Genomic DNA, 23,229 nt, shown 5'->3' with positions numbered 1-23,229 from the left:
ATAACTAAATTTTAAATTGCAGAATTGGTTCGTCATTATTTACATCTGTGGCGAGGATCGTTCCCGTATCTTCATTTACATAAATGCCATAAATAGCGTGATCTAGAATGTATTTACGAACTAGGTTTCCTGCCAGATCGAATACATAAATATAGTATCCTCCATCTTCTGTTTTTTTCCCTTGTTTTAATGCCTGCTCTATTTCTTTGAATGTCTTACCATGGAATACTGTATAGATATAATTATCTGTGATTTGTATATCACTAAAGCCCATAATACCGATTGGTATAGCATCAGATGGAGTACTTTGAAATTCTGGTTCACCATGAGGACCATATATAATAAATTGCACAGAGTCTTAAAATTGTATATTTCTAAGACTTCTCCAAGTTGGGTTGCCATAGCTAAAATTTTTTTTTGAGGATTGTAGTCTATAAAACTTCTCCATGCTTGAGCTAAAATGGGACGAGATATTTTTTCATTATATTTTCTCGTTGGAATTTCATTAGTTGAATTGATCCATTTCCCTTGTTGATCTGTCCACTTTTGTCTATACTCACCTAGATAGTCAGTAACTAAAAATCCTGATTCCATCGGATAAAAGTCCAAAGCTCTGACCAATCGCTTATCCATATCAACAGTTTCCACAGATGTAATCTTGTGCATATTTTGTTCAATTTTCCATCTAGTTGTTCGCATTCTATTCGCATCAAGTGTCCATATAGAATCAGTGGAGATAAACCGGAAGCAGTCTGCTGATGACATTTCTTCAGGCCCTTCACCTCGTTTACCAAATGAAGTCATATATTTCCATTCGGGGTAGGAAAAGGCATGGAAAAAACAATCTGCGTTATGTAAGTCCATAATAATAGCAATACCATCCTTGACCGCTATCCGGAATGGATAGCGGAACAAGGCGGTATCTAGGTGGATAACCTGCGCATTTAATGCCTTTTCATCGGGAAAATCCTCGTAGCGGGGGAAGTGCCGTGAGGATTCCGAACAGGATACCAGACTACCTATTAATAGAACTATGTATACGTAGTAGCTCATGTGTTGTTTTAACGGTTGTATATATATTTGTAATATCCTCCATTACATGATAGAGAGCCAGCCCCATAGCAATCTCCGGATCCACTTTCACCGGAAGCTAGCGCTTCAATATTAGAGAAAGTAAGATCTGTGAAATTTTGTTTTCCTTCTTTCAAAAGAAAATACGAAGCACACAAGGCGCAAATGAAAATGATAGCGAAAGCTTTTTTAAAAGTAATTTGTTTCATGTCGTTTCTAATTTTTGTTACAAACGTACGGCTTGGTCTTTGGATAGCCAATCTTTTTAGGTGACTTTTAGCTGACAGTTGAAAAATAAGCCTTTTGTCTACCTATAGTCATCTTTCATCTTGCGAGTTGAATGAATTTATTCGTAGAAAGGGATGGAAAACGTATCTTTGCAGTTTCAACGAGGAATAATTATGGAGAAGCAAAATTGGAAATTTTATTGGAAGTGGAGTGTATTTGTTCTGATGACGATGATTTGCTTGTTGTCTTTTTATAAATCATACCAAAATGTAAAGTATGAATTACAAGAAGAGTCTCAAACGTTATTTCAGCGGGCAGTTCAAGATGATACAAATAGGCGGATAAAAGATTTAGGGGATGCTTTTTGTTTTTCCTATTCAGGCGCTAATCGATTGGAACGAGATAGCATTACAATCAAGACTGCCGATGCGATTATACATATGAGGAATAATAAGGAGGTGGCACGGAGGATGTCTTCACAGGAGAAGTCTGATTTTTGTCTCCAACATTGTTTGTCTATGGAGAATCCGATTCAAGTAACCTTGCTGGATAGCGCTTTTCGTGCATCTTTGTATGAACATGCGATTTCGGCTCAGACCGTAACTTGTTATACTTTTATGGATAAGACGGAATGTAGCTCTTCGGATACTTCTTTTTATCAATCTTTTATACCATTAAAAGAAATTGTTTTTGGAGCGAATCGGACGATCGTTTTGCAAACGTTTGTTCAATTTCCTTTCCTTTATATAGTAGGTGAAGTGTTTTTGCGAAATATATTTTGGATTCTGGCAATGGTTATTCTCTGGGTTATCGCTATTGTCTTGACATGGAAAAGACCAAGGATAAATATCTTACCGCTACAAGAAGTACCTAAAGAGATGATACAAATAACAGAAGATATCTTGTTCGATGAAACACATGGCGTATTGCATTATCATAGGCATCGTATCGAATTGGCAAATCAACGGCTGAAACTGTTTTGTATTTTATTAGAACATAAAGGATATTTCATTGAGTCCGATCGGCTGAAAGAAGAAATCTGGCCGGATGGAAGTGTGTCCAAAGACGCTCTTACCGCTACGGCTAAAAGGCTTAAAGAGGATTTGTCTTCTATTCCCAATCTTAAGGTGGAAAGCTCTCGTGGAAAAGGCTATATGTTAAGTGTCGTGGGTTAACCTAACTTAGGAAAGGAAAGAGTGTCTTATAAAGCTTTGTCCTTGCCTCTTAGCTTTCTCTCATATTCCTTACTGTAAGCCTCTCCTCTGCTAACTAGATATTCAAAGAAAACTGTATTGTCTATTACCCGTAAAAGGAATAAGGCACGAAAACTACCAATCCTTATACGGTATATATTTTGAAAGTCTTTCAGTTTCTTACAATCGGTAATATCCTCTATGGATGCGGCTTGTTTAACCTCCTTGATCATATTGATAACTGAATTCTTGTATTTTCCGGACAATTTATTTACAGAATTTGAAAAATCCTTGGAGTAATTAATGTTCATATCCCTAATGATTTCTCAAAATCCTCTTTCTCTTTGTCCGACAAATAAACCTTACCTTCCGGGCGAGTCTCAACTAGATGGCGATATAAATCCTCATCATTCATGGTTTTCGCTTCAGTGATCAATAAGTTCTCAATGAATGCCTTTAAACTCTTGCCTTCAGATACCGCCATGAACGATAGTCTCTTTAATGTGTCCTCTGGAAGCTCTATCAGTTTCTTCTTTCTTGGTAATGATAGTGCGTTACTCATAAGTCTATGTTTTTGATGCAAATATATAAAGTATATATAATATATGCAATATATAAAGTCTATATGATTGTTTTAAATTACCAGCACTATCCGGAAGGGCTGTAGTTACCGACAAACTGCGTTGGCAAATCGAGGCACATACTTATAACCAGTATATTGCGTACTAAAAACGTTAATATACAGGGTTATTGTTGTTTCTCGTAGGGAAAACAATGGTTTCTCCTATAGGAAACTTTAGTTTCTTCCTAGGGAAACAAAAGTTTCATAAGCGGAAAACTTTTGTTTTTGCTTAGAAAAACTGTAAACTATTATACGTTAATGTTTTATAGGTATCAAGAAGAGTGCTGAAGTGATGAAATACGGCGAGTGTAAGAAGATCGTTCTGTTTTGTGGTGAAAAAGCGTAAGTGATTGTAGATAGGATCGGATTATTGTAGATGTTTTTTTATCTGCAATCATGGGTTAAATATCATATAACCAGATGTCTATATGCGAAGTTGTAGATGTTGTAGATGTTTTTGATTATTTATAGGAAAGGATAGGGTGGTAAATGAATAGTGAGTGGGACGAGGGCGTTTTTAAGTAGATAGCCTTAGGGCAATTTATATAAAGGTATTTGCACGATGCGATGTGCAATTTTGTATGAAAATTGCACATCGCATCGTGCAATTTTGTATATTTGTCCTTTAAACATGAATCAATATGGAGACCTTATTTCGTTCCTTTAGAACTCAATTAGAGCATACTTCGACAGAAGTCGTGCGTTTTCTTCACGATCAGATCGCATGGGATAGCCGATTGGTTGCGATTTTAGGTGCTCGTGGTGTTGGGAAGACTACCCTATTGTTGCAGCATATCAAATTGTATGATCGTGAGGATGAGTCTTTGTATGTTACGGCAGATGATTTCTATTTTACCAAGTATCGGTTATTCGACATGGCTTATCAATTTTATAATCTGGGTGGGAAAAAACTTTATATTGACGAGATTCATAAATACAAGGATTGGTCTAGGGAGGTGAAGAATATATACGATCAAATTCCTGGTCTTCAAGTTATCTATACAGGTTCGTCTATTCTTGATCTGGAGAAAGGTGGTGCGGATTTAAGTCGCAGGAAGGTAGAGTATAGATTACCCGGACTTTCTTTTCGGGAATATTTGAATATATCGCAGGGGTGGCAGCTTCCATCGTATTCGTTGGAAGAGATTCTTGCTGGGAAGGTTGAGTTCCCTTATAAGGAAGCTCGTCCACTCAAATTATTTAATGATTATTTATCGACAGGTTATTATCCATTTTTTCAAGATACGGAATATCTCTTGCGTCTGCGTAGCGTGATTAACCAAATGGTGGAATCTGATATTCCGATTTTTGCGGATATGACGGTGGCTTCTGCCGTAAAGTTGAAGAAATTATTATATGTATTAGCTCAAAGTGTCCCTTTCAAACCAAATTATACGAAGTTGGCGAGAGATTTGGATATCAGCCGGAATGTGTTGCCCGACTACATGAGTTATTTGGAGAAGGCAGGTCTGGTTAATTTACTGCGAGAAAAAGCGCAGGGCTTGAAATTATTGGAGAAAGTAGAGAAGATCTATCTGAATAATACGAATCTGGCTTATGCGTTGTCGGAGCAGGTACCGGATATCGGTTCCGTGCGTGAGACGGTTTTTCTATCTTGGATGCGAGTCGTATGCTTCGTTACTTCTTCTGCGATTTCAGACTTTGAGATAGATGGCCGAACCTTTGAGATTGGGGGAAAGAATAAGACGCGGCAACAGATCAAGCAAGCGGCGGATGGGTATGTGGTGAAAGATGACATAGAGTATGCTTTCCGCAATATGATTCCTTTATGGATGTTTGGCTTTATCTATTGAATATCCATCAAGGTCTTGCCACGATCATAACATAATCCCTCTCGAACACTTTAGGATCGTCTAAGAATTTGATTAGGTCTTTTTGGCGGGAGGAGCCTGTGCGTTTAACGGTCTCACGCATTTCGGTGACGGTACGAATCATATAAACACAGTCATCGGTTTGTCCGTCTGGCCAGAACGGAAGTCCATCATCTATATCATTGATAAATCCTCCGGAGCTTTTGGGTAAGGCGTATGTTTTCTTCTCTTTCTTGAGATAGACTACTCGATGGGTGATAACCGGTTTGTAATCGTCCAGCCATCCCAGCCAATTATAGATGGCGGGAGAACCTTTTTGAAAGACTCCCATAAATAGCCCATTCGGATTCTCCAAGAAAGAACGAAGACCGGTCGGTTTATCTTGATTGTCTTTATGAAGCGTATATAAAGGGGTGATCGAGTGGGAACTTGAAAGCTGGTATACCGTATCTCGATAAGGAATCAAGAAATTTATTCGGTCTTGATCCGTATTCCAATAAAAGGTTTGAAACCGGGTGATCGTATCCGGAGAGACGTTAATATCCTTGGCATCCGCAAGGATGAATTTGCAAAGCGTATCTCCTCGAAGGTTGAATGTCGTTATTCCTTTCGGGATTTTAGAGCCTTCCGCGTAATCACAAAGCATATATCCCGAGGAGGAGAAGCCTACTATTTGACTGGCATCCGCATTTATCGAATATTTGGTAGGCAGGTTTTCGGGGAATATATAATTCTGAATGGTCAGCATCGTATCTAATGTGGATAATTCCCCGATACATGGCCTTATATCGTTGAATGTGGTCGAATCTTTTTTATTGTCTTGGTCGAGGCCGCTCAAGGCGCAGTACATACGGGTTGTTTTCTTGTCGTAAAATAGATTAAGGCCGTTCATCCCATGGTTCCATTTATAATCCAAGGCCTTAAATCCATATCGTTTGCTGGGAATGCCTTGCTTACGATAATAAATACGTGGGTTATTGAATGTGATAAAAGCGTCGCTATCCGGAATAGCGATCGCTTGTGTTACCGTGTAACGAGCGTCTCCAACATTATAATATTCCAGCTTAGAGGCTATTTGACTCAGTTTCAACATCGCCGGATGGTTCAGCGCCTTTTCTATATCAATGAGGGCCGGAGTCGTTGAACTATTATATTCCGGTTCATATTGGGGAGAGGTGGGTTGATTCCTTTGCTGGCAACTATTTAAGAGCAATGCAAGGAACAATAAGCATGTTGAGAACTTGGTGATCATGATTGGATACGTATTGTTTATCGCAAACATATGTAAAATAATTGATTGTAACAAATGATTTTACGAATTTATCATAGATTTGCGATAGCCCCGTAAATAGTATCTGGATAGAAATGATACCTATTGTGATTTTATGATTTAGCGTTCTTTTTCTTAAGCGGAAGCCTTGGGAAAAGCTTTCGAAAACGAACTAGGTGGCTTGTTACGTTACTTCCTGCGATAATGAGGGTAACGGCTAGGATGATCAGGATGATTCCGCAACACAATCGTAACGTTAATGATTCACCGAAGACAGTCACTCCGAAGAATACGGCGGTCAACGGTTCCAAAGCTCCGAGGATAGCCGTCGGGGTGGAGCCGATATATTGGACCGCCAGTGTCGTGCAAAGGAAAGAGATAGCGGTTGGGAATATGGCTAGAGCGATCAGGTTACCCCATAAATACCAATCATGGACAATGTGAAGGCTCCTGCCGAAATCTATACGGACTAAAAACAAGGTCATTCCGAAAAGCAAGACATAGAACGTAAGTTTCAACGTAGCGATATTCTTCAATAGCGGACGATTCGCGCCTACGATATAAATAGCATAGGAAAGAGCGGAAGCCATGACCAACAGGACACCGGTTAAACTAAGAGTCGTTCCGTCGCCACTTTTATAAAGTAAGCCGATACCGCCTAATGCCAGCAAGATACAAAAGATGGTTTGTAACGTTAATTTCTCCTTGAAGACAAACGCCATGATCAGCGCCACTAAGATCGGATAGACAAACAGCAAAGTCGAGGCGATGCCTGCTTCCATATAATTATAGCTTTGGAATAACGCTAGGGAAGAGAAGGAAACCAACAGCCCCATGAGGATTAAAGGAACGATCTCGTTGGGTTTCAACTTAAAGTTCCGCCCTCTCGCTTTGATCATGATACCCAATACCGGGATCGCGAATAAATATCTGAAAAACAGGACTGAATCCGGATTCATACCGGCTTTATACAAGGGTAGGGCGAACAAGGGGTTCATTCCATAAGTCGCGGCGGCGATAGCCCCTAGAACATATCCTTTTGCTTTTGCATTCATGATTAAAAATATTAGCGCGCAAAAGTAGTATATTCATGATAAATATTATATATTTGTAGATTATCATTTCAATAAATCGTTAACTAAAAAGTAATAAATATGCCTCCAGCAGCAAGATTGACAGATATGCATACATGTCCTATGCAAACCCCGGCTTGGCCATCACCGATACCCCATGTAGGCGGTCCTATCGTAGGGCCGGGAGCGGCGACTGTTCTAATCGGCAAGCTACCGGCGGCGGTAATGGGGGATAGTTGCGTTTGCGTAGGTCCGCCGGATACGATCATTAAAGGATCTTCCACCGTGATGATCTGCGGTAAACCTGCCGCCAGAATGGGAGATACGACAGCTCACGGAGGGCAAATCGTATTGGGATGCCCCACCGTTATAATAGGTGGTTAGGAGGATCTGCGGCATATAATAGTATGTATATTGTGAGAATATTACTATCTTTGCCGCCACTTGAAAACTAAAAATAACAAGACATGGAAACAGTAGTAAGTGGAATCAGACCAACAGGTAATCTGCATCTAGGCAATTACTTTGGTGCGGTAAAGAGTTTCTTGCGGATGCAAGATGAGTATAATTGCTTCTTCTTTATCGCTGATTGGCATTCGTTGACTACTCACCCGCATCCTGACAATATACGAAATAGCGTAAAGACGATCCTCTCGGAATATCTGGCTTGTGGTATCGATCCGGAAAAAGCTACCATTTATATTCAGAGCGATGTGCCGGAGGTGGTAGAGTTGTATCTATATTTGAATATGAACGCCGGTATCGGCGAGTTGATGCGTACGGCTTCCTTTAAGGATAAGGCCCGTCAGCAGTTGCATATCAGCCGGGAAGGATGTGAAGGCGATGTAGAGAAAGAGATTTTTAATGAAGGTAATAAACATAGCGTAAGCGCTGGTTTGTTGACTTACCCGACCTTGATGGCCGCCGATATTATTATCCATAAGGCGTTGAAGGTTCCTGTAGGTAAGGATCAAGAGCAGAATATGGAAATGGCTCGTCGTTTCGCCCGCCGTTTCAATTCTACCTATGGAGTAGATTTCTTCCCGGAACCTGCGTCGTTCCATTTGGGCGATAAGTCCGTGAAAGTACCGGGCTTGGATGGCTCCGGTAAGATGGGCAAGAGTGAGGGTAACGCGATCTACTTGATCGATGATGAGAAAACAATCAAGAAGAAGGTTATGAAAGCGGTTTCTGATGCGGGACCAACCGAGCCGAATAGCGTGAAGCCCGAGCCGATCGCCAATTTATTCACGATGATGGAAATTGTCTCCGAGAAAGAGACCTATGATTTCTTTAATGAGAAATACAACAATTGCGAGATCCGTTACGGCGATATGAAAAAGCAGTTGGCCGAGGATATCAATAAGTTCTGCGCTCCGATCCGTGAGCGTATCTTGGATATGGCCGCCAATACGGAATATCTGGATAAGGTAGCCCGTATGGGTGCGGAGAAAGCTCGTGAGAGCGCTTCTAAGACTTTAAATGAGGTACGCCAGATTATCGGTTTTCGTCCATATTGATGCTTATTAATTAAAAATAAGAAAAAGCGTTTAGGGATAAGTCCTTAAACGCTTTCTTTTTATTAAAACCATTATAAAGAACCTGAAAAGCGATTTGTTAAAAAGAAAAGGTTGTTACTTTGCGGTGAATAGTTACAGATAACAAACGTATGGCTGCTATTACCACCCAAGAATTTGAACATCATTTCAAGAGTTTATATAAGCCCTTGTGTTTGTTTGCGCTTCGTTATACCGATCAGGTGGACGATGCCGAGGATATCGTGCAACAGGCCTTCGCGGATGTATGGGATAAGAACCGGGCTGGTAATGTGATCGGGAATCTCAAGGCTTATTTATATCAAGCGGTGAGGAACCGTTCTCTTTCATTTACCTCACAACCCGTAAACGCTGAGGCCACCGAGCAGTTACCCGACGTAGAAGATACCTCGGAAGAGGAAGACATCCTGCGATCGGAGCGTGACGCCCGCCTGTGGGACGCTATCGATCGGTTGCCTCCCGAACGGAAGAAGATTTTCTTGTTATCCAAACGGGATGGCTTGAAATACCAAGAGATCGCGGAGGAATTGAATTTATCGGTAAAAACGGTTGAGAACCAGATGAGCAAGGCATTGAAAGCTTTGCGAGAGACCGCTATCCGTGTTTATATGTTCTTTTTCGGATAAATTTTATAGAAAGGAATGGGGGTTTTTCATATTTCTCTGTCTTAGAGATAAAGGTTACTTGTTTATTTCATTAAAGCATGGAGAGTGTATGAGGAAGTTGGTGGTATTTGTGATGTTGATGACGTGCGTGATCTCGGCCCAAGCGCAATGGAAAGTGACGCCGGAAGCCGGTATGAACGTGACAAAGTATAAGGGAGATGCCGCTAAGGTAGGCTTTAAGGCTGGGGCCGCAGTCTCTTATACATTCGGATCGGGCTGGTTCTCGCTTCAATCCGGTTTGTATTATGTGCGACGGGGGAAGGGGCTGTCTTCTTATAGTGAGATTTATGGAACTAGTGAGAGTCCATATGGGGGACGGGAAGGTACGAGTATATTTCTCTATCCCGTTTCCAGTGATTATTTGAATCTGTGGGGATACGGTTATGGTAATGGTTACGGCTTTACGGGCTTCTATTATGATACCTATGGAATTAAGGATTTTGATGTAGAAGGTATAAGGCATCGCAGTCAGAAGGAGCATCGTGAATATATCCAATTACCGATCTTGGCTCGTTTCGATTGGCAGGTAAGTAAGGATGTTCGGTTACATTTGGCGGTCGGTCCCTATTTGGCGGTTGGCTTGGGAGGAAAAGTGACGTATGAGGAAAGTGATTATTCTTTAAAAGGAAAGCTGCCCTATAATAAGGAAATATCATATAACCCGTTTAATCCCGGCCAAGGATATGCGGTAGCGCCTCGTTTTGACTGGGGAGCTACCATAGAGGCTGGTATAGAGGTGAAACGGGTCGCTTTTAAGGTTGGCTATGATCTGGGTATAGATAAGCAATACAAGGGATATGCTTATAACATAGGTCTGAACTATCATACGGCTAGTTTTACCTTGGGATACACATTTTAAAGAGAAAATAGGATGAAAGCGATGGTTTGTATAAAGTGGGTATTTATATTCGCGGTGTCGATGATGATTTTCTCATCTTGCGTATCGTCTAGGATCTCGCCGAGTATGAGCGTGGGAGTTCCATTGAAGAAGGGGCAGGCCCCAAATGTCGGATTCCAATGGTATGAGACTGGAAGGACTTATTAAATAGAAGGAATAGTTATGAATAATAACGAGCATGACAATAAATTGGAACAACGCATCCGTTTCGTAGCGAAACGCTATCGGGAAGGAAGCCTTGACCCGGATAAGGCATGGCAGAAGTTCGCTTCTGAGCATGTGATTAGCCGGAAGGTCTCGTTTCGCCGGTATTGGATCGGGGCGGCCGCTGTCGTGTTAGTGCTCGTAGGTCTGGGGACATGGTTTACGGTAGAGAGAAACGCCCCGGATTGGGTTGCGATTACTACCGCCCCCGGACAAATGAAAGATGTTTACCTTCCGGATAGTACCTTGGTCGCTTTGGCCGGCGATTCATGGATCCGGTATGACGCGAAGAGATATGATAAAGAGAGGCGTGCCGTGGAGATGAATGGAAAGGCCTTTTTCCAAGTGACGAGGAACGAGGCACGCCCTTTCTCAGTGAAAACGAGCCAAACGGAAGTTACGGTGCTGGGAACAAGTTTCCAGATAGATGAGAAGCCTACCGTTACGGAAGTCAATGTAGTTACCGGCAAGGTATGTTTTACCGCCGGGGAGGAAAAGGAGAATGTGATACTTACCGCTGGAATGTCGGCTCAGTATTCTATGGAGAACAAGGAGATAACGGTAGTGACGGAAGAAGACGTGAACAAGTTGGCTTGGAGGACAGGGCAACTTCGTTTTATGGAGACACCGCTGGATAAGGTGATTGAGGACTTGAGTGATTATTATCAAGTCAAGATTGCGAACCAGACAAAGAATGAGGGAGCGAGATTGACCGCTACTTTTAATAATCTGCCTTTGGAGGATGTCTTGCAGGTTGTTAACCAGACATTGGACGCACGTTTGGTTTCCACTTCGAAGAAATAAAATCAGATCATTTATGAGATCTATTGTTGTATGGCTGATAGGGATTCTTTTGCTTCCCGGTTGGATGGGACATCTATATGCGCAGATGCCCGAACCTACGCCGACGGTTACGTTGGATATGCGGCAGGTTCCCCTGTTGGATATATTGATGGAGCTTGAGAAACAAACCGGATTGTTCTTCTCGTACGAGTCCTCTCTGCTGAAAGAGCTGCCAGAGGTTTCCCTGTCGGTCCGGGATGAATCCTTGTCGTACTGCTTGAAGCGCTTATTTTCCCCATTACCGATTATTTATCGGGTTACGGGGCAATATATCATCTTAAAGCGAAAGCCCCGTCAATATACGATCAGCGGATTCGTCAGGGATTCAGCCTCGTATGAGAGTTTGTTGGGGGCCTCGGTTCTGGTGAAAAGTTCGAGGGGAGGGACGATGTCTAATAATTACGGCTTTTACAGCTTGATACTTCCACCCGGTAAGGTTCGCCTTAGGGCCTCGTACGTGGGCTTTAAGGCGATGGAGATAGAGATCGATTTGCAAAGGGATACGATGATCGACTTCCCGTTGAGGTCATTGGCCTCGTTAGGCGAGGTCGTTATTCGGGGGACCCGGCCTCGCTACGAGATATTGAGTAGCCGCACGGGGGTGATCGACGTACCTGCCGAGCGGGTGAAGTCGATGCCCGCTTTGCTGGGGGAGGCGGATCTGGTGAAGACCTTACAGCAGTTGCCGGGCGTGGCGGTAGGCACCGAGGGAATGACCGGCTTGTATGTTCGTGGGGGCGGGGCCGATGAGAATTTGTATCTGCTGGATGGAAATCCGGTCTATCATGTGAACCATTTGTTGGGGTTTTTCTCGGCGTTCAACCCGGACGCGATAAAGAATACCCGGTTTTATAAAGGGAGCTTTCCGGCGGAATACGGGGGAAGGCTCTCGTCGGTTGTAGATGTCCGTATGAATGACGGTAACCAGCAGGAGTATCACGGGAATATCTCCGTAGGGTTGCTTTCCGCACGGGCGAATCTAGAGGGGCCGATTATTAAGGATCGCTCCTCGTTTAATGTCTCGGTACGCCGTACGTGGTTGGATTTGATAACAGGGACGGCTTTGGCGATCGTTAATAAGAACAGTGATACCAAGGAGAGTTTCGGTTATCACTTTTTTGATATAAATGCGAAGGTGAACCATTCTTTCTCGGAACGTAGCCGGGCCTATTTGAGCTTTTATATGGGGCAAGATGCTTTTCGGCAGGGAAGCAAGGAGAAGCATGAGGATTCGGATGATATGTTTCTCTGGCGTTGGGGAAACTTGATCGGCTCCGCAGGGTGGAACTACGTGTTCGGGCAAAAGCTGTTTGGTAATCTAATGGTGGGCTACAGCCGTTTTCGCTCGCATATCCGGCAAGAGGCGAAGGGGTATGAAATCGAAGGAAATAGGGCAGAACGGCAATCAATTAAGCGGGATAGCCGTTATAAATCGGAGATGGAGGATCTGAGCGTACGGCTGTCAGTGGATTACAGTCCTTCAATGAATCACCGGATACGAATGGGCACGGATTACCTGTATCATAATTTTCGTCCGGAGAATAGCCAGCAACGGTCTTGGGTGAACGATTCGTTAGTAAATCCCGTATATGAGCTTTTGTATGATTATTCCTTGATAAAAGGGCATGAGTTCTCTTTGTTTGCCGAGGATGAGATGCGGGTCACGGATCGCTTGCGGGTGAATGCCGGATTGCGGTATACCTTGTTTCATGTAGAGAATGAGATCTATCATTCTTTTCAGCCTCGTTTGTCGGCACGTTATTTACTTCGTCCGGATCTATCGGCGAAGATATCCTACAGTAAGATGAACCAATATGTCCACTTATTATCGAATACCTATGTGAACCAGCCTACGGATATTTGGGTCCCGGTGACGGAGCAAGTCCCTCCGATGAGTTCTCACCAGATTACTGCCGGGCTTTATTATAATCTGAAACGGATGTATGATTTCTCGATCGAGGGGTATTATAAACGGTTGAATAACTTGATTGATTATAAGGATCATTGGCCGGTTGAGACACATTTCTCCGGTTGGGAAGACCGGGTCGGTTTGGGAAAGGGTAAGACCTATGGTGTGGAGTTTATGGCGCAAAAGACAAATGGGAAGACAACCGGATGGATCGGGTATACGCTCTCTTGGTCGGATCGGTGGTTTCCGGATGGTTCCGTGAATAAGGGGCGTCATTTCCCGTTTCGCTTCGACAACCGGCATAAGGTGAATGTGGTCGTTTCTCGTAAGTTATCCCGGAAGGTGGAGTTAACGGGAGCTTGGGTGTTCGCCTCAGGAAACCATATTAGCTTGCCGGAGTATAAATATCTGTCTCCGATTTATCAGAAAGAGAACGGGTATGCCGGAGTAGATTCATACAGACCGATGAATTCAGGTTTGAGCGCTCGTAATAATTATCAATTGTCTCCTTATCACCGTTTGGATCTGGGCGTGAATTTTTATCGATATAAAAAGAAGGGTCGGATGGGGATTTGGAACATAAGTATATACAATACGTATTTGAAACCGAATCCCTTCATGACGGAGGTTATGGTAAACCAGGATATAAATCAGCGATATCATGTAGTGCTACAGGAGACGATTTTGTTCTATTGCATGCCCTCGGTTTCTTATACTTATAAATTCTAGCTTATGAGAAGATATTTACCTTACCTGTTCGTGTTAGGATTATTGATGGTCTCTTGCGTTCGGGATGTGGAGATTGATTTGGAGGATCTGCCGGATCGGATTGTACTGAACGCATCGGTATGTCCCGGAAAGGAGGTGTGTGCTCATCTCTCGAAAACATGGTTTATCATGGATAGCGTTCCCGATTTTGAGCTATCCGACGCAAAAGTCCGTGTCTATGTCAATGATGAGTTTCAAGGTCTTATGCGCAATGATGACCTGCCGGAAGATTCTATACATTCACGGGGGCAATATGTTCTGCCCGGTTGTTTCGTGAGACAGAGGGATTGTTTGCGTATAGAGGCCGAGGCCGATGGGTATGAGCCGGTATCCGGGGAAACTCGTATCCCCGGTCGGGCACGGATTTATGAGGTGGATACCTTATCCTATCGATCTTCTGCCTACTATGCCGAATATCTGCGTTTCTCTGTTAAAATCGGGGTTGAGACGGATTCCTATTATCGTTTAATCGTGGAGCAGATCTTGGACTTCCGGAAGGGGGATAGTACCCGTACCGTAACCTCTTTCCGTAGCTTAGGAGGATATAGTTGGTATTATTCTGGTTTTAGCGTGGATTATGAGGATCCTGTTTTCCAGTCTTTTGGAGGTAGTCCTATCACGAGCCAGATGGATGGGCGTTACTGTATGGGTGTATTTAGAGGGGAGGATCTGGTTAATACGAATGCTATTAAGGTTTCTGTTTTTCCTGTTGAATACTCGTATGAGAGTGATACCCTTTCTATGGACGTTCATTACGATGTGCGCCTGTTGTCTATCTCCGAGGATTATTATCGATATATGAAGATTATGAGGGGGTACTCTATCACGATCGGCGACGCGAATTTCGGGGCGTTGATAGAGCCTGCCGATACGTATTCGAATGTGGAGAACGGCTTTGGGATTGTCGCCGGATATCAAGAGGATAAATTGCGTATCACGATGCCGAGAGACACGGTGCCTCCTTATTGGAATCCTTGGGATGGATAAGCCCATCCCGCGTTGACGACCTGTGCTTGCCGGTTCATACATCATGAAGCGGTAAGTTCACGAGGTATGAAAAAAAGGCTTTTCCTTGATAGGGGTATTTCCGGGAGATCCTGTCTTATCAATGAACTCAATAAAGTAGAATGATGACAGAGTGGATGAATAAATGGCTTATGGCCATTTTTTGCTGGATGATTTTTATGCCTGTACCAGACCTCTTGGCCCAATCAGCCAAGACGAAGGATGATCCCCGGATTACGTTGCGTATGAAGGAGGTTTCGTTGCCGGAGGTCTTGTCGGAGATCGAAAGGCAGGCGGGCGTGACCTTCTCGTATGAGTCTTCTTTGTTGAAAGAGCTTCCGAAGATCAGTTTCCAAGTGAAAGATGAGGCATTGACGGATTGTTTGACCCGCTTGTTCGAGTCGTATCCGATCGTGTATAAGGTGAGTGGAAAGATCGTGATTCTGAAGCGTAGACAGAGACAGGTAACGATCAGCGGCTTCGTGAGGGACCAAGCGTCCTCGGAGTCTCTGATCGGAGCCTCTGTTTATGAGGTCGCCAGCCGGAAAGGCTCGGCTACGAATAGCTATGGTTTTTTCAGTTTGACGCTTCCGCCGGGGAATATCCGCTTGCATGCTTCTTACATTGGCTATGAGAGCTGTTCCTTTAATTTCACGGAATTGGATAGGGATACCATATTAAATATTGAGTTGCGTCCGAACGCTCGTCTGGAGGAAGTGGTAGTTACGGCTTCGGAGCGGGATCGTTTGTCTGTAAATAACACCTTGATGGGAACGATGGGGTTTAGCCAGAAGACGATCAAGGCGACACCGACCCTGTTTGGTGAGTCCGATATCGTGAAGACCTTGCAACTGACTCCGGGTGTAGCCAGTGGGACAGAGGGACTGGCCGGTTTATATGTTCGTGGCGGCGACCAAGATGGAAATCTGTTTTTGATAGACGGTAATCCGGTTTACCAGATCAATCATGTCGGCGGGCTATTCTCCGCTTTCAATCCGGAGGCGATCCGTAATCTGGACTTTTTCAAGGCGGGTTTCCCTGCGAGATATGGCGGGCGACTCTCGTCTGTGGTAGATGTCCATACCAAAGAGGGCAATATGAAAGAGTACCATGGTAGCGCTACGATCGGGCTGATCTCCGGTAATCTGAGCTTGGAAGGCCCTATCATCAAGGATCGCACGGCTTTTCAGATAGCGCTTAGACGCTCGTGGCTAGATGTATTCTCTGCCCCGACGATAGCGATCGTAAACAGGGTCATAAAAAAGAACGGGAGCCGGATCAACCTTCGTTACGCTTTTCACGATTTGAATTTAAAGCTTAATCATCGTTTCAGCGATCGCAGCCGGATGTTTTTCAGCTTATATAACGGGAATGATGTATTAAAAGGAGGGGGAACGGATTTCTCAACAGAAGAAGAGCAAGTCCCTTATACGGATGGTACCCATTCATCGCTGCGTTGGGGTAATTTGATGGGAACCTTGGGCTGGACTTATGTCTTCAATAACCGTTTGTTCGGACGGGTTTCCGGGGTCTTTTCACGGTATCGCTCGAATGTACGGAGTTCAAAAGAATATAATTATGGTGTGGAAGGAGAAGATAATTATCTCTCTTCTTCATCGGAAACGAGTAGTTCTACCTCTATCTTGGATATGGGCGTCCGTTCCTCTTTTGATTACACGCCTTCTACGTCGCATGTGATTCGTTTTGGAGGGGATTTCTTGATGCACCGTTTCCGCCCGGAGTATAATGAGGTGAAAGCAGCCGGTTCCGGTATGCTGGAGTTTTCGAATATAGGGAAAATATATACGAATGATCTGCTATGGGCCCGTGAGGCGGCTGTCTTCGGAGAGGATGATTGGAATGTCTTACCTAGCTTGCGTTTGAATGCGGGGCTTCGGTTTAGCCTGTTCAATGTGGAGCGGAAGGCTTATACATTATTGGAGCCTCGCGCTTCCTTGAGATGGTTGCTACGTGACGATCTTAGCTTCAAAGCCTCATACGCCCGTATGGGGCAATATATCCATTTATTGGGCAACAGTTATATAAATTTGCCGACGGATGCGTGGATGCCTGTTACCCGTAAGTTGAAACCTTTAATTAGCGATCAAGTCTCCGCTGGTTTCTATTATAATCTGATGCGTTCTTATAGTTTCTCGGTAGAGGGGTATTATAAATGGATGAAGAACCTGTTGGATTATAAAGACGGCTATTCCTTCTTGCCCGGTACGGCGGCTTGGGAGGAAAAAATGGCGGTTGGCAAGGGACGTTCGTATGGCGTGGAGTTCTTGGCTCGCAAGGAAAGCGGACGTACGACCGGTTGGATAGGATATACACTTTCATGGTCGGATCGGCGTTTCGATGAGATCGATAACGGGCGACGTTTTCCGGCACGTTACGATAACCGGCATAAGCTGAATATCGTGGTTTCGCATAAACTGTCGGATAAGGTGGAACTGACAGCCGCTTGGACGTATACTTCCGGCAATCGAATGACCTTGTCGTTGGAGAGTTATGAGCAAGCTGGTACGCTTACTATTTCCAACCAATACAAGATGAATAACTGGTGGGAACCATCCGGGGAAGTGGTGGATTTGTATACACGTCGTAATAATTACCAGATGCCGGCTTATCATCGTCTGGATTTGGGACTTAATATTTACCGTCCGAAGAAGAAGGGGCGAATGGGCATCTGGAATATCAGTATTTATAATGTATATAGCCGGATGAATCCGTTTATGGTCTATAAAAGTGATAACTGGGAACGAACGAATAACTTAGTCCCGGGTTCTTCTTCTCCCTATAGCGGTAAAACAAAACCTTGTTTTAAGTTGATAGGTATTATGCCTATCATACCTTCCATATCATATACTTATAAATTCTAGGAAGATGAAACAGATAAAGAGTATCCTAATAAATACGATTTGTATAGTAAGCCTGTTTGGTTTGATGTCTTGCATCAAGGAGATCGATCTTGAATCCTTACGGCCGGATCCCACTTTGGTGGTGAACTGTGTCGCTATAACTGGCGAACCCTTAACCGTAAGTGTCTCCCGTACTTGGTTTTTTACGGATGATCATCCGAACGTGACTTTGGATAAAGCCGAGGTGAATTTATTCGTGAATGGCGTTTTTAAAGAGCGTATGAGCTTTCAAGAGGGGGATGAGGCATTTAACACGAAAGGTTATTTCAAGTCTGATTTTATACCGGTGAAAGGAGATCGCATCCGTGTGGAAGCCTCTTATCCGGAATATGGTGTGGCAAGTGCTGAGACGGTCATGCCTGAGCCTGCTCAGGTCTTGAAAGCGGGGGTAACCTATGCCACGGTAGCTGGCTCTTTTGGTTCTGCTCGCCAGAATGCGATTTATCAGGTAACGCTCAAAGATAACCCTGCCGAGGAGAATTATTATTTACTTCGTATGGAAGAGGGCATTCCTGTTTTTGATGGAATAGCTAAGGAATATACAGGAGAATATAAATGGTTCTCGGTGAGTCCAAACTATGCGACTGAACCTGTTTTTGGCCAATCGTTGACGGCCTTGGATCAAATCTTTGGCAATGACTGGATGTATGGGTATGATGGAAAGGTCTTTTCTGATGAGTTAATAAACGGGCAAGAATATACCTTGCACTTAAGGGATGAGTATTATTATGAACCTTATTATGGATCATATCCGCTAAAAGTAGTCCCGGATTCGATAGGGATAGAAGATCTAAATGAGGAAGATTTTCTTCCGATTCCTCCTAAGCACCTACGGGTACACCTATATGCTATCTCGGCGGAATACTATCGATATCTGAAAGTTTTGCAAGATAAAGACACGGATTCAGTTTCGAACCTTTTGATCGATGGCGGTCTGGCCGAACCGATCCGTGTATTTAGCAATATAGACGGTGGCGTCGGTATCCTAGGCAGTTGCCACGTAGGAATGTTTGAGACGGAAATAGCGTCTTCCTCACATTCCAATCTTGAAGCGGCCCGATTTGAAGACGGGATAGACTAGGAACTGTGGTTCCATTTTCCGTCGTACCGGGTTGTATTCATAGTTGATACCGGCTCCCATCCAGAAATTATCAGTAACCTTGAACTCCATTGAGCCGCCCACTTGGGTATGGTAGAGAAAAGGGTTGCTGAGCATATGGGGGTTGTTGTACTCGTCGGCGTAATAAGCGTATTGTCCCCAGCCTTTCAGTTTCAACCAGTCAGTAGGTTGATATTCCACTTGTACGTTTGCGCCCGCTGTTATTCCGGGACTAGGGTTGAAGGGACTAAAGAAACGACCACCGAATCCTCCGCCATAAAGACTCCAATTGCCGCTGTGCCAAGAAATACCCCCGTTCATGATCGTCATGCCTCCGACTCCCGGCCATGTATATTGAACACCGTTAGCGATAAGATCGAAGCTCTCGTTTAGCCGTTTCATATAAGTCTCATTGAAATCCAACGCCATTGGCGATACCTCCCGAAGCATCGGGGTATATACGTTAAAGAACGGCTGATAGGCGGCGGAAGATATCTGCATATCCATCGGACGCTCTTGTAGGGACGTATGGGGAATATCGGGCGTGAACTCCCGCAATTTAATATCGATATCCCGTGTCCCCGCAGGGGTAAATGTCTTATAAGAGGCTTTCGGGATGTTCAACTCATACGTCTTGTTTTTAGGCAGGACGATGATTTTACCTTCTTTATTTAAAATAAACGAAAAGTCAGACTGTGCATGGATTCCAACGACACATATCCATGCCATGAATATAAATAATCCTCGTCTCATACACTCTCCTCCTATTTTTGATGTGAAGGTAACTTTTTTTTGAATAAGATGCAACTTTTAGGATACCTATTTCATCCATATAATAGAGAGCATAAGTACTTATGGATGAACAACTGTTAATCGATGGATGTATGCGAGGCGAATCATGGGCTCGTAAGGAATTGTACGAGCAATATGCTCCTGCTATGATGAGTGTTTGCATGCGTTACGTGGGTGACAGGGAGACGGCCCGTGATCTTCTGCAGGACGGGTTCGTGAAGATATTTACGAAGATCCGGTCGTATTCCGGCTCCGGGGCTTTCGGGGGATGGATACGGCGGATCTTTGTCACTACGGCTCTTGAATATCTCCGGTCTTCAGAGAACACGAGGCTAAGTGTAGGTCTGGACGGCTATGACGACAGTTTGGAAGATATCAACTATTCCGTATTGGACCGTTTATCGGCGGACGACTTGTTGGCTTGCGTGGCCCAATTGCCGCCGGGATATCGTACGGTCTTCAACTTATATGCGATAGAGGGATATACGCATAGCGAGATCGCCGAGATGCTGCATGTACAGGAGGCGACTTCCCGCTCCCAGTTTATCCGGGCGAGGAACGCTTTGCAAAAGAGTGTACAATCTTTAATAAGGCATGAAAATGCGGGACGATAAGGATCATAACGAACGGCTGGATGATTTCAGCGGCTATATGCGGCAGCGCTTGGAAGAGCACCGGTTGCCGGTAGATGCCGGCTGCTGGGATGAGGTGGAGGCCCGGATGAACCGGAGAGCGAGATCACGGGGTTGGTTGTGGACGGGAGGCTTGGCCGCCGCCGCAGTGCTGGCTTTGGTTATTTGGCTGCTACCTTCCCCGGAGAAGATGCCATTGGAGGAATTGAGCCCCTTTCAGAAAGAGATATCGGAGAAAGCGGAGGAAATGAATATTCTTCCGGAGCATCCCGTTTTACCTGTAGAGCCTGTAAAGAAACGTATAGCGAAAGTGCTGAAATGGGAAAAAAAGGCTAAGCTTTCCGCTATTGTCGGGGAAAAGGAAACGATCCGGGAGGATGAGAAGTGTGAGACTATCGAGATTATTGAGAAGGATGCGATTGCGGCTATCGTAGAAGAACCGTCTGCGAAGGAGGATGCGTCTGAGGATTCGACGGACATAGTCGTTAAGCGAGGTGACTCTACGGTTCCTCTACCGGAAGGCGAACGAAGTCCCCGACGAAAAGCCTCTTTGAAAAAGAAAGCCAAGAAGAGTAAACGGAATAAGTGGTTATTGGCCGCCGCCGTTGGCTCTAGTGGTTATGTAGATAGCTTTTTAAATACGGATATGAGTTATGGCGATGTTTCTTCTCCGGGAGATATGAATGTTCCTTCCCAAGATCCTGATCCGAATAAGCCGGATAAAGACGATAATGAGAAGGAGAATGGCAATACGCCTCCCCAAACGGCCTCATTCCGTAATGCCCCGGTATTACGGAGTTCTGAGGTGGATGAGAACTTCTTGGATAATCGTTCGTTCGAATCTTATCCGGACGTTAGCTACTCCCTTCCGATATCTTTTGGTTTTACGGTACGGAAGGATTTGAGCCGGCGTATAGCCGTGGAAAGTGGATTGATGTATACGTATTTATCCACTACATTCAAGAGGGGAGGGGATTTCCCGTCAGAGGTGAAATCGTCTTTGCATTATCTGGGTATTCCCTTGAATCTGGTGGTTTATGTATGGAAGAATCAGCGATGGAATGTCTATCTCTCCGGAGGCTTTATGATGGAGAAGGGTTTGCAGGCCGTGTATAGCGGTTATATCGCCGGAAACGGAACGACTATCTCTAAGAGCAAAAAGGAGGGCATCCACGGTATGCAATGGTCCGTGAATGCCTCGGTCGGTGCCGCTTATCGTTTCTATGGGGATTGGAGTCTCTATTTCGAGCCTCGCTTCTCCCATTATTTCGACTGTGATCAACCGGCTAGTATTCGTACAGACAAGCCGTTGGGATTTGGGTTGAGCGCAGGTATACGATATGCTTTTTAATGATTAAATCTATTATAATTATGCGGAAACTTTTTTATTGGGCGTTTGCCTTTAGCCTTTGCGTCTTAATGGGATGCAAGGATGATGGAGTGAGAGTGGAGGTCGTGCGGTATGCTATCAACGAACCGGTATTCATGTCGATCTCCGAGTTTCGGAATTCAGTGAAGGTGACGGATGAGGTGGTGCCAATCACCAAGCGGGGAAAGATCTGTTTCTATAAGGATTACCTGTATATTTCTTCCCCGGATAAGGGCATCCATATCGTGGATAACAGGAATCCGGCATCTCCCCGGATAGTGGGCTTTGTAGAGTTGATCGGTAACGAGGATCTCTCGATCAAGGATGATAAATTGTATGCGGATTCGTATGTGGATCTGGTCTGGTTCGATATCTCCGATCCGGAGAGACCTGAATTGGAAGGTCGTGTGGAGAACGCTTTCCGTTATGCGCTTCCGACCATAGAGAATGGCTATGGGTTCGATTATAATATGTGTTATTCGGAGGAAGCGAGAGCGAAAGGTGTCGTGGTCGGTTGGGAACCGAAGGAACGGGAGGAAACTATTTACCATTATCCGAGTTATGGCGGTGATCTGATGGCGAACGATGCGGCGCCGGGTACTTCCACGCAGGGAGTGAACGGATCTATGGCTCGTTTTTCTATTTATGGTAAGTACTTATATACGGTAGAACAGAATGTCATGTGCGTTTTCGACCTTTCTGGGGACAAGCCTGTCTTGACGACAAACGACATTTGGTTGCAACGTGATGTCGAGACTCTTTTCAACTATAAAGATAAGATGTTCATGGGAACTCCGACCGGCATGTTGATCTATTCGCTGGAAGATCCGCTAGCGCCTAAGTATCGTTCTTCCGTAAGTCATGTCTTTGGTTGTGATCCGGTTGTCGTGGAGGATGACTTAGCGTATGTGACCGTGCATTCCGGAAATACTTGTGGGCAAAATACCAATGAACTGATGCTCATAGACGTGAGTGATGTAGACCAACCGAACTTGCTGGTTACTTATGGCATGAAATGTCCGAAAGGATTAGGTATCGATAACGGTACTTTATTCCTCTGTGACGAAGGGTTAAAGGTCTTCAACGCGAAAGATCCTATGACCTTGATGGCTAATCAGCTTGTTCATTATGCCGGAATGGAGGGTTACGACGTAATCCCTTTCAAGAATACCTTGATGATGATCGCCGATGATGGCCTTTACCAATACGATTATTCCAATTTACAGGCGATATCTCAGTTAAGTAAATTGCCAATGGGCGAATAGAATTTAATATTCCT

The 23,229-nt window shown here is 44.3% G+C and carries 20 protein-coding genes and 1 pseudogene; 14 read left to right on the top strand and 7 right to left on the bottom strand.

What is annotated here, in order from left to right; translation table 11 throughout:
* Positions 1 to 4: 4 nt before the first annotated feature.
* Together QVP94_RS09920 and QVP94_RS09915 are read right to left on the bottom strand one after the other, a co-directional pair.
* Positions 5 to 1,053: pseudogene (locus tag QVP94_RS09920) on the bottom strand (TolB-like 6-bladed beta-propeller domain-containing protein).
* Positions 1,054 to 1,061: 8 nt separating this feature from the next.
* The gene (locus QVP94_RS09915) at positions 1,062 to 1,280 is read right to left on the bottom strand and encodes an NVEALA domain-containing protein (RefSeq protein WP_005867482.1); all 219 of its coding nucleotides are present in this window, start codon (positions 1,278 to 1,280) and stop codon (positions 1,062 to 1,064) included.
* Between the two features lie 192 nt (positions 1,281 to 1,472).
* Here QVP94_RS09915 and QVP94_RS09910 point away from each other — a divergent pair, with 192 nt between their 5' ends.
* Positions 1,473 to 2,474, top strand: coding sequence for a winged helix-turn-helix domain-containing protein (locus QVP94_RS09910; RefSeq protein ID WP_288213225.1), 1,002 nt, complete (start codon positions 1,473 to 1,475; stop codon positions 2,472 to 2,474).
* 26 nt (positions 2,475 to 2,500) lie between these two features.
* Here QVP94_RS09910 and QVP94_RS09905 read toward each other — a convergent pair whose 3' ends face one another.
* Both QVP94_RS09905 and QVP94_RS09900 read right to left on the bottom strand, forming a co-directional pair.
* Positions 2,501 to 2,803, bottom strand: coding sequence for a type II toxin-antitoxin system RelE family toxin (locus tag QVP94_RS09905; RefSeq protein WP_022192510.1), 303 nt, complete (start codon positions 2,801 to 2,803; stop codon positions 2,501 to 2,503).
* Positions 2,800 to 3,054, bottom strand: coding sequence for a hypothetical protein (locus tag QVP94_RS09900; protein WP_022192509.1), 255 nt, complete (start codon positions 3,052 to 3,054; stop codon positions 2,800 to 2,802). Before QVP94_RS09900 ends, QVP94_RS09905 begins: the two co-directional genes overlap by 4 nt.
* A 701-nt stretch (positions 3,055 to 3,755) precedes the next feature.
* On the opposite strand from QVP94_RS09900, the gene QVP94_RS09895 reads away from it, so the two are divergent.
* Positions 3,756 to 4,928 carry an ATP-binding protein gene (locus QVP94_RS09895; protein WP_005859561.1) on the top strand — a complete coding sequence of 391 codons (1,173 nt, stop codon included), beginning with the start codon at positions 3,756 to 3,758 and terminating at the stop codon, positions 4,926 to 4,928.
* Positions 4,929 to 4,935: 7 nt separating this feature from the next.
* On the opposite strand, the gene QVP94_RS09890 is transcribed toward QVP94_RS09895, so the two are convergent.
* Positions 4,936 to 6,198 (bottom strand): DUF4933 domain-containing protein, encoded by a 1,263-nt coding sequence (locus QVP94_RS09890; RefSeq protein ID WP_022192508.1) that lies wholly within the window; start codon positions 6,196 to 6,198, stop codon positions 4,936 to 4,938.
* Between the two features lie 131 nt (positions 6,199 to 6,329).
* The gene (locus QVP94_RS09885; protein ID WP_005859559.1) at positions 6,330 to 7,271 is read right to left on the bottom strand and encodes a DMT family transporter; all 942 of its coding nucleotides are present in this window, start codon (positions 7,269 to 7,271) and stop codon (positions 6,330 to 6,332) included.
* A gap of 99 nt (positions 7,272 to 7,370) precedes the next feature.
* Here QVP94_RS09885 and QVP94_RS09880 point away from each other — a divergent pair, with 99 nt between their 5' ends.
* From QVP94_RS09880 to QVP94_RS09840, 9 genes are all read left to right on the top strand, one after another.
* Positions 7,371 to 7,673, top strand: coding sequence for a PAAR domain-containing protein (locus QVP94_RS09880; protein WP_009016867.1), 303 nt, complete (start codon positions 7,371 to 7,373; stop codon positions 7,671 to 7,673).
* An 83-nt stretch (positions 7,674 to 7,756) separates the two neighbouring features.
* Entirely contained in the window at positions 7,757 to 8,809 is a 1,053-nt protein-coding gene (gene trpS / locus QVP94_RS09875; RefSeq protein WP_005867488.1) for a tryptophan--tRNA ligase, read from the top strand.
* A gap of 149 nt (positions 8,810 to 8,958) precedes the next feature.
* Positions 8,959 to 9,471 carry an RNA polymerase sigma-70 factor gene (locus QVP94_RS09870; RefSeq protein ID WP_005859552.1) on the top strand — a complete coding sequence of 171 codons (513 nt, stop codon included), beginning with the start codon at positions 8,959 to 8,961 and terminating at the stop codon, positions 9,469 to 9,471.
* Between the two features lie 88 nt (positions 9,472 to 9,559).
* Positions 9,560 to 10,369: a porin family protein gene (locus tag QVP94_RS09865; protein WP_005867490.1), complete on the top strand. Its 810-nt coding sequence runs from the start codon at positions 9,560 to 9,562 to the stop codon at positions 10,367 to 10,369.
* Between the two features lie 201 nt (positions 10,370 to 10,570).
* The gene (locus tag QVP94_RS09860) at positions 10,571 to 11,416 is read left to right on the top strand and encodes a FecR family protein (RefSeq protein ID WP_005867493.1); all 846 of its coding nucleotides are present in this window, start codon (positions 10,571 to 10,573) and stop codon (positions 11,414 to 11,416) included.
* 13 nt (positions 11,417 to 11,429) lie between these two features.
* Positions 11,430 to 14,093: a TonB-dependent receptor gene (locus QVP94_RS09855; protein ID WP_022192507.1), complete on the top strand. Its 2,664-nt coding sequence runs from the start codon at positions 11,430 to 11,432 to the stop codon at positions 14,091 to 14,093.
* 3 nt (positions 14,094 to 14,096) lie between these two features.
* Entirely contained in the window at positions 14,097 to 15,119 is a 1,023-nt protein-coding gene (locus tag QVP94_RS09850; RefSeq protein ID WP_022192506.1) for a DUF4249 domain-containing protein, read from the top strand.
* Between the two features lie 140 nt (positions 15,120 to 15,259).
* A complete protein-coding gene (locus QVP94_RS09845) occupies positions 15,260 to 18,019 on the top strand; it encodes a TonB-dependent receptor (RefSeq protein ID WP_022192505.1) in 2,760 nt (919 codons plus the stop codon).
* Positions 18,020 to 18,023: 4 nt separating this feature from the next.
* A complete protein-coding gene (locus QVP94_RS09840; protein ID WP_022192504.1) occupies positions 18,024 to 19,139 on the top strand; it encodes a DUF4249 domain-containing protein in 1,116 nt (371 codons plus the stop codon).
* Here QVP94_RS09840 and QVP94_RS09835 read toward each other — a convergent pair.
* Positions 19,092 to 19,910, bottom strand: a complete 819-nt coding sequence (locus QVP94_RS09835) for a hypothetical protein (RefSeq protein WP_022192503.1) — start codon at positions 19,908 to 19,910, stop codon at positions 19,092 to 19,094. The genes QVP94_RS09840 and QVP94_RS09835 overlap by 48 nt on opposite strands.
* Positions 19,911 to 20,011: 101 nt before the next feature.
* Here QVP94_RS09835 and QVP94_RS09830 point away from each other — a divergent pair, with 101 nt between their 5' ends.
* The 3 genes from QVP94_RS09830 to QVP94_RS09820 are packed head-to-tail and all read left to right on the top strand — an operon-like array spanning position 20,012 to position 23,215.
* Positions 20,012 to 20,563: an RNA polymerase sigma factor gene (locus QVP94_RS09830; RefSeq protein ID WP_008772825.1), complete on the top strand. Its 552-nt coding sequence runs from the start codon at positions 20,012 to 20,014 to the stop codon at positions 20,561 to 20,563.
* The gene (locus QVP94_RS09825) at positions 20,550 to 21,932 is read left to right on the top strand and encodes a porin family protein (protein ID WP_022192502.1); all 1,383 of its coding nucleotides are present in this window, start codon (positions 20,550 to 20,552) and stop codon (positions 21,930 to 21,932) included. Before QVP94_RS09830 ends, QVP94_RS09825 begins: the two co-directional genes overlap by 14 nt.
* Before the next feature lie 20 nt (positions 21,933 to 21,952).
* The gene (locus QVP94_RS09820; RefSeq protein WP_022192501.1) at positions 21,953 to 23,215 is read left to right on the top strand and encodes an LVIVD repeat-containing protein; all 1,263 of its coding nucleotides are present in this window, start codon (positions 21,953 to 21,955) and stop codon (positions 23,213 to 23,215) included.
* The last annotated feature ends 14 nt before the right edge of the window (positions 23,216 to 23,229 follow it).

The organism is Parabacteroides sp. CAG:2, assembly GCF_000436315.1.
Classification (GTDB): Bacteria; Bacteroidota; Bacteroidia; order Bacteroidales; family Tannerellaceae; genus Parabacteroides; species Parabacteroides distasonis.
The sequence above is the reverse complement of the archived record's forward strand: the minus strand, read 5'-3'. Positions and strand labels throughout refer to the sequence as shown.